Source organism: uncultured Eudoraea sp. (genome assembly GCF_947258525.1).
Lineage (GTDB): Bacteria > Bacteroidota > Bacteroidia > Flavobacteriales > Flavobacteriaceae > Eudoraea.
The window spans coordinates 1-7,381 of sequence record NZ_CAMYIP010000175.1 but is presented as its reverse complement, the minus strand read 5'-3'; the positions used below and the strand labels follow the sequence as shown (position 1 = coordinate 7,381).

6 protein-coding genes are annotated in these 7,381 nt (G+C 35.1%); 3 read left to right on the top strand and 3 right to left on the bottom strand.

Annotated features, from left to right (window positions below; genetic code table 11):
- On the bottom strand, window positions 1-395 hold a 395-nt coding region (locus Q0X89_RS13150), incomplete at its 3' end, for a hypothetical protein (protein WP_297694913.1).
- Between the two features lie 657 nt (window positions 396-1,052).
- On the opposite strand from Q0X89_RS13150, the gene Q0X89_RS13145 reads away from it, so the two are divergent.
- From Q0X89_RS13145 to Q0X89_RS13135, 3 genes are all read left to right on the top strand, one after another.
- The gene (locus Q0X89_RS13145) at window positions 1,053-3,449 is read left to right on the top strand and encodes a hypothetical protein (protein WP_297694911.1); all 2,397 of its coding nucleotides are present in this window, start codon (window positions 1,053-1,055) and stop codon (window positions 3,447-3,449) included.
- 2 nt (window positions 3,450-3,451) lie between these two features.
- Window positions 3,452-5,029: an alkaline phosphatase D family protein gene (locus Q0X89_RS13140; RefSeq protein ID WP_297694909.1), complete on the top strand. Its 1,578-nt coding sequence runs from the start codon at window positions 3,452-3,454 to the stop codon at window positions 5,027-5,029.
- Between the two features lie 557 nt (window positions 5,030-5,586).
- The gene (locus Q0X89_RS13135; RefSeq protein WP_297694907.1) at window positions 5,587-5,946 is read left to right on the top strand and encodes a hypothetical protein; all 360 of its coding nucleotides are present in this window, start codon (window positions 5,587-5,589) and stop codon (window positions 5,944-5,946) included.
- Window positions 5,947-6,036: 90 nt separating this feature from the next.
- Here Q0X89_RS13135 and Q0X89_RS13130 read toward each other — a convergent pair whose 3' ends face one another.
- Window positions 6,037-7,029, bottom strand: a complete 993-nt coding sequence (locus Q0X89_RS13130) for an HNH endonuclease signature motif containing protein (RefSeq protein ID WP_297694905.1) — start codon at window positions 7,027-7,029, stop codon at window positions 6,037-6,039.
- A 3-nt stretch (window positions 7,030-7,032) separates the two neighbouring features.
- Window positions 7,033-7,381, bottom strand: a 349-nt coding sequence (locus tag Q0X89_RS13125; protein ID WP_297694903.1) for a helix-turn-helix transcriptional regulator, incomplete at its 5' end; no start/stop codon positions are given.

Below are 7,381 nucleotides of genomic sequence, written 5' to 3'. Positions count from 1 at the left end.
CGATACTGACGGAAACCGGGTTCGGTAGGACAAACCCCCATAAACCACGATGCAGCTTGCACTTTTTCACCTTTTTCATTGATTGCCCAGGCTTCAGGGTGCGTTTCTACATAATTTTTACCATTCAAGGTGGCAAATTCAGCAAATAACAGTAATCCCTCAGATCTGGCCCTGTTAACCATTTCATGATTGATCGATCCGCTGTGGACAAAAATAGCATTAACCCCAAGATTATTGAGATTTAATTCTTTATCCCAGAAAGGTTTGGGGTCTCCATAAACACCCCTGATCTCAGCTGTTTCAGTAGATTTTTGCTCACAGGACATAAATAATAATGGACATAAAGTAGTATAAAGTAAAATGTATCGAAAACAGAATTTTATAGTTGAATTCATCTTAATTTATTTTTAAGTATAAGATACAGAAGTATTATGAGGACAGCACCGGTATCTGTCTAGATGTTTGAGCTGCAACACTATAGCTACTTTTTTGTTAGCTGAACTTTATTTCACTCTTTGCATTTTTGTGTTATATTAATTTATGATTTTAAACATTATGTTCCAGATCAGCAAAAGTTTAAACATTGTAAATTAGTAAAGTTAGACATTGGAAACATTAGAAATTTAAAAAAAATAAGGCCCCGCTAGCGCGAGCATCATGCTCGTGTTGGTTACAACAATGCAGCTCCTTTTTTTAATGCATATTTACGTAAAATGAATGTCGGCAAGTTTAGGTAACAGGTCTCACTATTTCTGCCAAAACGAATCAACCTTATTGAATACAGGGAGACGATTTAATCATTATAGATGCTCTACCTTAAAACTAATCAAATTATTCAACCATATACATCTTATGCACAATTAGTTTAATCGTAAATCATTGAAAGAATAATCTGACATAAATATATTTTTGTATATTTAATTAATATCAAATACATTTTAAATTCTTTTTATCATGACTTGAATTAGTTAAGTCGAATGATGAAATCTCGTTTATTAGCTCCCCTCCTTTTTAATCCGCTTTTTAATGAATGTTAACCTAAAAAAATAATTATGCCTATTAATGTAAACACATCGATTGGAAACAATGATCTTCCTAGAAATTTATCAAATCCTAATGAGTTTGTAAGCTATGCCAATTCGTTTATTTTGATGCCAATGTTAGGACCCCTTAACATTTCAAAAAGAATTAGATCAGTTTTACAAGCCATTTATTACCTGAATAAATTTGTAGACCTGATGGATTTAGCTATTGACGTAGCGATCAAGAATAACCTTAATGGTATTAATATCAAGCGAGATTTAGGCAGAGAAATTACCCATAGGGAAAATGAAGACATTGTTTTAACGACAATGGCAAACAGACTAGAATCAGGCGATGTCGCATCAGCAATTTTAGCTCCAGTTACAAATACTATAAGATCAACAACATCAGGCAATCTTTCCCGCTTATTTACACCGATACGAGCTGTCGCCATAAATACTCCAGCAAGTATATTAATAAGACCATTGTCTGAATTAAATCCTGTGTTCGACCTGGCTTTTGATGCAGAAAAAATTGCCAAAACCGGTGTCTTAGTAAGTGTTAGTGATGTTAGAAAGTTTAAGGGTTTTGGCAGGAGTAGAAAATTAAAATATATCTATATCCTAGAGAAATTTTTAAATCCGTCTACTATTGATTTGGCAACTATGCAAAATTACCTGCCCCTGTTCAAAAAAGGTGGAGATTATGCAAATGAATTTGGACCCAATACCGCAAGAGATTTGTTAAATGGTGGACGACAGCAGGTTGATAAAAAAGGCCAAAAGCTTATAACAGGATTCTTGTTCGATATTTTAGATTTTGATTTTGACAATTATGGGGGCAAAGTGTTAGGTGATGTAGATGCCAATAGTTCGGAAATGGAATGGGCTTTAATTCGCAAGGATAAAATTACGGTGACTTTAGGGCAAAAATTATTGAGGGGTCCTATCGAAACTATTTCTGTTTCTCCTAATGCAACTAGTAATGTCTCAAGTAGTTTTGAATCCATTGTTTCCAGCCAGCTGGGAAATGAGGATGTATCTTCATCGAGTATCGTTACGCGACAATCCCGTTCGATAGCAGATAATATCGCCACTTCTATTACCAATTCAGTTGAAAGCGGAGCTCGTAACCAGGCATCTTTTAATAATAGTTCGATTATTAGAAACTCTATGACAGAAAGACTTAGCTCTGCCAGTAGAGAGGAATTAAGAATTATATCACAAATGAACAGGCTCGCTTCCATTGCTAGTACCGAAGAACGAACAAGCAGAAGTAGTATGTACGAGACCAAAGGTGTCGATCTTCAGTTATCAAATACTGAGGTTCTATTTGAATCTTTTGTAAAAACAACAGTAAAGTCTGAAATAGACGATATTGGCTTGGTGTGGAGCCCGAGAATTTATGCACCGTATATTAGTATAAATCGACAAATAAACAGAGCAGCACAGCAGGCAAGACTAGATTATATAAGAATTAACTATGTCATTGATCCGGCAGAACCTCCGCTGCATTATGAGAGGCAAGAAGTGTATGATGAAAAAAGTGCGAAAGGTAGAAACAGATCACAAGAGTATAATAAAACAATAACCATTCCCGCTAATTTAACTTCTGAAGAATGGGAATTAGATCAAGATAATATTGAAGTTGGATTTAGAAATGGAACCAGTGATGATTATGATTGGAAAGAAAGGGGAAATTGGGATGATCTGGAAAATTGGTCAGCAACCTTACTTAGTTTTAATAGGAGAGGTAATGAAGTTGATGTACGCGTACGACTTGAAACAACAGACCCCGAATATTGGAACAAAGGATTTATTACTATATCCCTATATTTTGAAAAGTTAACTGAAGAAAGTAAATCGGCTTTAAGTGCCTACGAAAGACAAATAGATACTAGTAGATTCGAGAGACGTTCTGTTAAAGTCAGAGCTAGACAACTAGCTGATTTAAAGAAACAAGAACTTATTGAAAACACTATTAAATCGCCAGAAGAAATAAAGAAAATTCTTGTTTACAATCTATTAAGACAAATTACTCTTATTGAGAAAAGGAAAAACATATCGCTTTATTATGAAGCATTAAAGTCCTGTCTGGATTGGGGCAGCGTGCATTACGAAAATGAAGTAATGTCTAATCCGCCATTCCCTTTATATCCTCATGATCATTTTACAAATACAAATGCCGCCAGGCTTTTTTTACCCGTCCGTAAGGAGAAAGAAGAAGATTTCAAAAAACTTGTGAAACATTTTGCTACATCAGTCTACGCTGCCGAGATAGATTCAGTTGTAGATATGGTTAGACAACGTAGATCGGATATCCAAAATACTCCTGCTCCTGCTGCATTGTTTAGTTATGAAGATGAAATAGTCCTTGGCATACATAGAGAGAACATGTTTAGTAATACGAATTTCAAATTCGTATAGCAATGGATCGAATTCAATATCCAAATCATCAATTGGATTTGGTTTTAATTGGTAAACCAGCACAATTTGTCAGATCATTTATGATACAACCTGTACAAACAGGGATGTATTTGCTAAGTATCTGGCCCAAAGGGAGCCGTGATCTTAGCTTTTCCTTTTTAGAATATTTTGATTATCAGGGATTGAATTCTGCTCCATTCTATAAAAAAATTGATTTGACTCTCGCTAGCCAGATCACTGATTGGGAATGGATATTATATGAAAACAGTTCTGTAAACCCGTCAGACACCACCACAAGTGATTTTATACTTTCCGGTGGTGAAGTGGTTAGAGGAACCTTCAATTTAAATATTGATCAGCCTGGAATTCCAATTAATCAGCGTTATATAGCATGGTCGTGCAATCAACCATTTTTGGGAAAAGCCGGTGAGCCAGTAACTATTGGGCCCTATACTGAATCTGTTTTTCAATGGTATAAGCAATTGGTCCATTTTATGCAGCCGGATGAAGTGTGGGCCTTTGGAGATACTACTTACAGTGATGGGGTGCCGGAAACAAATTTTGTGGACAAGTATTACGATAAGGTAGATTTATCAACTAATGAAGGGGCCAAAAAAGAGTTGTTGTTAGATTACAGGAGAATGTACATCTATGGATGGTCCTGGTCAGACTTGCAATATGTTATGCGAAATTTTCCACATTGCTGTGTTTGGGATGACCATGAGATTCGGGATGGTTGGGGTAGTGAACAAAACGATTTTAAAGACTCCAATTATCCTATAGGCGGAATCGCAAGAATCGCTGCGGACAATTATATTTTGAATATGGGCCCTCGTGTAAGACCTGTTCTAGATATAGAAATTGATCAACCAGATGCGCATCAAGCTAGAATCGAAGGGGTTGCTGCTAACTTTGTTTTTGACGGCAGAACTTCCAGAAATTATAGGGATCGCAACTCAACTTTGGTCAGTGATGAGCAATTAGATGATTTTGAATTTTTTTTAGATGAAGTAAAAAAAGATAGTAACATCAAATATTTATTATTAGGCTGTGCGGTTCCTTTAATAAATCTTAAAGATTTTGTTGAAATATTAGCCTCAAAGGCTCCAAAGGAATTAACTGATTTAATAGGAGGAATTAGAGACGATGTCAGAGATAGCTGGCACTCGCCAGGAAATAAACCTGGACTCAAAATCATTATTGATATGATACGAAATTTGGTGCTTGACAGAAATGATATTGAAGTGCTATTTATTTCTGGTGATATACATGTCGCCAACGCTTTCAGCTTCCATCCTGCCAGATTTCCAAAACCTTGTTATCAATTAACAACTTCTGCCATTACAAATAGGGAACATTTATCTGAATTAGGTTCAAAGTTTCTGTCTGTTGGTGAAACAGCTCATTCAGATACAATTGGTGAAATAACACGCCTATGGGATGAAATTCAAGACCCTAATTTTCTCGATATTAAATTAACCCCAACTGAATTAACAGCTTCGCTCTATGTTTATAACACTGAGAAACATGACAATAGTCTTGAACAAGATTATGATCCTTTGTTTACACTAAATATTTAAAAATTTTACCTACGATAAAAACAAAACGAATAAAAAAAGGAAAATGGCGGACCGTTGAGTCTTTTTGGAATGCTAAGGGAACTGCATTCTTCAAAGCGCCAACTGGAACTAGAATAAAAGTTAGATATGGTGTTGGCTTCCTTCGATTTAAATTCTGACAAACTATCAAATGTCACAAACGCATTCTGGAGGTATTCAGTTAACAAATCTGAGTTTTCGTCAATACTAATAACTCCTTTATCTTTTAAATAAGAGAAGAATTTTCTAAAACCTTCGTAACTAATATCATGCATTTTCAATCGTTTAATTAGACTTTCCAAGATTCGTTTATCGAAATTAATAAATTGACAGGTTATACATAAATTTATGCTAACCGCACATATTTCTTAGAAACACATTAGGAAAATTACTACTTTTCGAATAGATTTCTTATAAGAGATTTATTTACACTTAAGTAGCCATTATAGGTACTTACAAATCACTTGAGAAGTATAAGACAATCTGTACTAGAAATTGAAAATACTGCTGTTTTTAAAATAAAATCAAAGGGGAAAATCATGAGCAAAGAAATCCGATATAAAGAAATGTGTTCAGACCGAGGTTTAGAGGTCAAAACTCAAGATGGCGAATTAATTATTGTCAGGATCAATAATGAAGGTATCGTTTCATTGGCCAGTAGCCTCAATCCTGACCACGGTGGTCTTGGATCGTTCGAAATTACTGGGTTAGATCCACAGGAAGCCGCTGCAAAGAAAAAGTCGTTTTGGGGACGATTGTGGAGCAAAATAAAGGAAGTTGCCGGAGATGTATTAGATGCAGTTACAGTACCCGTTTTTGGGTATAGGTGTCGACCTGACATCGACATAGATATTAAAAATGGTGGCATTTTTATTGGTATCTCATGTACCGAAGCATGATGGGGTTACATTTACAAATCCACTGACAATGGGTTTGAAGAGATAGTAAATACGGATCGCATCTTTCGGCAATTTTCTTATTGTTTATTTTTAGCAATAATCATCAACTGAGTCACCACCTGTCCATTCAAGTCCTTGTTTTAGTGTAAACTGTTTTTCAACACCTACTTTTTCGAAAAACGTTCCGAGACTATCATGAACAAAAACATTGCTTTGGTAAGTTATCTCTGCCAAAGAATAAGGTTTTATTGGATTTTCTTCACCACTTTTACACATAATCCACAATGTATTCTGGTCTTTTGACATTACAAAATCTTCAATAATGGAGGTGGTAAATTGGTTTTTAGAAAAAACTTCACCTACATTTAAATTCTTATAATACCTAATAATTGGATTAAGTGAGTTTTCATTAGGACATAATGGAAATTTACTAGGTGTTTTCCAATTTTGCGCTTTTTGAACAGCATTTGGAGTTAGAGAATTTACAAATTCTAATTTCTCTATTAAAGGTTCGTCAAATTCAATTGACAAATTTCTATTATAAATCCAATCACCTAGAGAGCCTCCTTGTAATGGCTTGTCACTTTTTGCCCAAGCAAATAATCTATCTTTGCTTGTCTGTGCTTCTTCTTTGCTAACTCCACACATCCATTCATAGTTTTGGTTTTGGAATTTGTTCCGAAATTTTGAAGTGTCTGCTAGAAAAGCTTCAACACTTCCGCAAACAAGTTCAAGGCGTCTTGCCGTTATTGGATTGAGTAATACGTTTTCTAATCTTGTAACCCAACGTAGGTTGTCAGGTCGATTGTTTTGCTTGTTTGTGTCGATATGGTCAACAACATGTTGTTTTGTAGGTGGTTCTCCGTGGAATGCTGTTGAAACTATCCTATGTATTCGAACTGATGCAATTTCTAAATAACCTGTTCGTCTATTTAATTTACCATCAGTCCAATTATTGTCTGTTGGTCGGATTCGTCTATTTTTTCGAGAATGACGAAGTACAGCGCCATTATCTCGAACAGAATAAAGCTCATCTTTATAAATGCATTCGCGTTCTTTTTCAAAGGAATTTATATTGACCATAATTTAAAATTTTTTAGGGTCAACTGATTCCATCTCTATTTTAGCACCAAGAGCAAGTGCAATTTTTGAAAGGACATCTAAACCAACAGAATATCGTCCTTGTTCTATTCGACTAAGGTTAGCTGCATCAACATTAGCTAGTTGAGCAAGTTTTTTTGCTTCAATATTCTTTTCTTTTCTTAATTCTCGAATTCTGGCTCCGATTCTTACTCGTTGTTCTTGTTTGAAAATTCTTTGATCTTCGCGGTCTCCTTTACCACCATAAATTCCAAGACCTTCGTCAAAATTCATTCTTATCCAAACCCAATATCCAATACTCATACCTGTATTGTATCCGATATTATCTTTGAAA